The organism is Craterilacuibacter sp., from assembly GCF_051659485.1.
Taxonomy (GTDB): domain Bacteria; phylum Pseudomonadota; class Gammaproteobacteria; order Burkholderiales; family Chromobacteriaceae; genus Craterilacuibacter.
Genome location: NZ_JBOFOO010000341.1, coordinates 1 through 1,840 on the forward strand (window position 1 = coordinate 1; position 1,840 = coordinate 1,840).

Sequence of the window (1,840 nt, forward strand, 5' to 3'; positions counted from 1 at the left end):
GTACTGCTTTCCGGCTTTTCATGGGTTGTTGACCAGGCGCATGCCTTACTGTTGGGTCTGGCCGTATTTTCGCTTGTGACTTTGGGGGCTTTTCTAGCAGATCGAACATTAGGCTTTACCCGTCGTAACGAGCGTTACCAACTGTTTGCTAGCAGGGCTGAAGGCTTGATTGTCCTGAGCCGTTCAAGAAAGGTGATGGCAATCAATGGTTACAAGGAAATAGAGTTTGGCGAGGCCCATCTGTTGGAATGTGCGGCATTTTTTGATGAGTTACGGTTCGATAAACATAACGCCACTATGAGCGATTCGTTTTATGTGCTGAGGTTGAAAGAAAAATTACTTAGTCGCACAGTTTGACCTCGAAACATAAGCCGGATACGGTGGCGCGCACTATTTTTCAGGCGAATGGGTAACGAGTGTCACCACAGAACGGCACGCTAGACCTTGCCCTGACGGCAAGGTCTAGTCGGTTCACCTCCGCCGGAAATTTCAGCCTTCGCGTATTTCGAAGTCGTGGCTGATATCGGCCGTCTTGCCCAGCATGATGGAGGCCGAACAGTATTTCTCTGCCGACAGCCGGATCGCGCGCTCGACTACATCCGGCTTGAGATTGCGGCCGGTGACCACGAAGTGGAAATGGATCTTGGTAAACACCTTGGGTTCGGCGTCGGCGCGCTCGGCCTCCATCTCGACCCAGCAGTCCGTCACCTCCTGACGCGATTTTTTCAGGATGGACAGCACGTCGTAACTGGTGCAGCCGGCGGTGCCGACCAGCAGCAGCTCCATCGGCCGCGGCCCCAGATTGCGGCCGCCGCCTTCGGGCGCGCCATCCATCACCACGGCGTGACCGCTGCCGGTTTCCGCCATGAAACACACTCCGTCTACCCACTTCAGTCTGGCTTTCATCCTGTTCCCCTAACCCATAAAGATGCCGCGCACACGGCGCTGACAGCCCAAAAACCGGTGATATTTGCAGCCGTACCGGCTACCCGTACGGGATAGCGTATCACTTGGATTTGGGCTGACCAAGAATCACCGGTAAAATGCCTGGATTGTTTTATCAAGAAGCCATCATGCTGGTATTGGGAATCGAATCGTCTTGCGACGAAACCGGGGTCGCACTCTATGACCTTGAAGCTGGCCTTATTGCCCAGCAACTACATACGCAAATGGCCATGCACGCAGAATACGGCGGCGTGGTGCCAGAGTTGGCCAGCCGCGACCATATCCGCCGCGTCGTGCCGCTGACCGATGCCTGCCTGCAAGAAGCCGGCAAGACACTGGCCGACATCGATGCCGTCGCCTACACCCAGGGGCCGGGTCTGGGCGGCGCCTTGCTGGTCGGTGCCAGCTTCGCCAACGCGCTGGCCTTCTCGCTGGGCAAACCGGTGATCGAAGTCCACCATCTGGAAGGGCATCTGCTCTCGCCTTTGCTGGCCGAATCGCGGCCCGAGTTTCCGTTTCTGGCGCTGCTGGTATCCGGCGGCCACACCCAGATCATGGCGGTGCGCGGCATAGGCGACTACGAAATTCTGGGCGAAACGCTGGACGATGCCGCCGGCGAAGCCTTCGACAAGACCGCCAAGCTGCTGGGCCTGGATTACCCCGGCGGCCCGCGCTTATCGCAACTGGCCGAATCGGGCGACCCGGCGCGCTTTACCCTGCCGCGCCCGATGCTGCACTCCGACAATCTGGATATGAGCTTCTCCGGACTGAAAACGGCGGTACTGACGCTTACGCGCCAGGTCGAGGCCAGCGAAGGCGAGATCAACGAGCAGTCCCGCATGGACATCTGCCGTGCCTTTCAGGACGCCATCGTCGACGTGCTGGTGCACAAATG

3 protein-coding genes are annotated in these 1,840 nt (G+C 58.1%); 2 read left to right on the forward strand and 1 reads right to left on the reverse strand.

All coding sequences use genetic code 11. The features are described 5' to 3' along the window. On the forward strand, window positions 1–357 hold a 357-nt coding region (locus tag ACRC1E_RS11595), incomplete at its 5' end, for a hypothetical protein (protein WP_438515251.1). 132 nt (window positions 358–489) lie between these two features. Here the strand turns inward: ACRC1E_RS11595 and ACRC1E_RS11600 are convergent. After that, complete coding sequence (locus tag ACRC1E_RS11600) at window positions 490–906, reverse strand: OsmC family protein (RefSeq protein ID WP_438515252.1); 417 nt, start codon at window positions 904–906, stop codon at window positions 490–492. Between the two features lie 167 nt (window positions 907–1,073). Between ACRC1E_RS11600 and tsaD the strand changes: the two genes are divergently transcribed. Continuing rightward, the coding region (gene tsaD, locus ACRC1E_RS11605; protein WP_438515253.1) for a tRNA (adenosine(37)-N6)-threonylcarbamoyltransferase complex transferase subunit TsaD at window positions 1,074–1,840 on the forward strand (767 nt) is incomplete at its 3' end.

Excerpts from the sequence above, each read along its gene's own strand:
- ACRC1E_RS11600 (WP_438515252.1), bottom strand. The coding sequence starts at position 906 with ATGAAAGCCAGACTGAAGTGGGTAGACGGAGTGTGTTTCATGGCGGAA.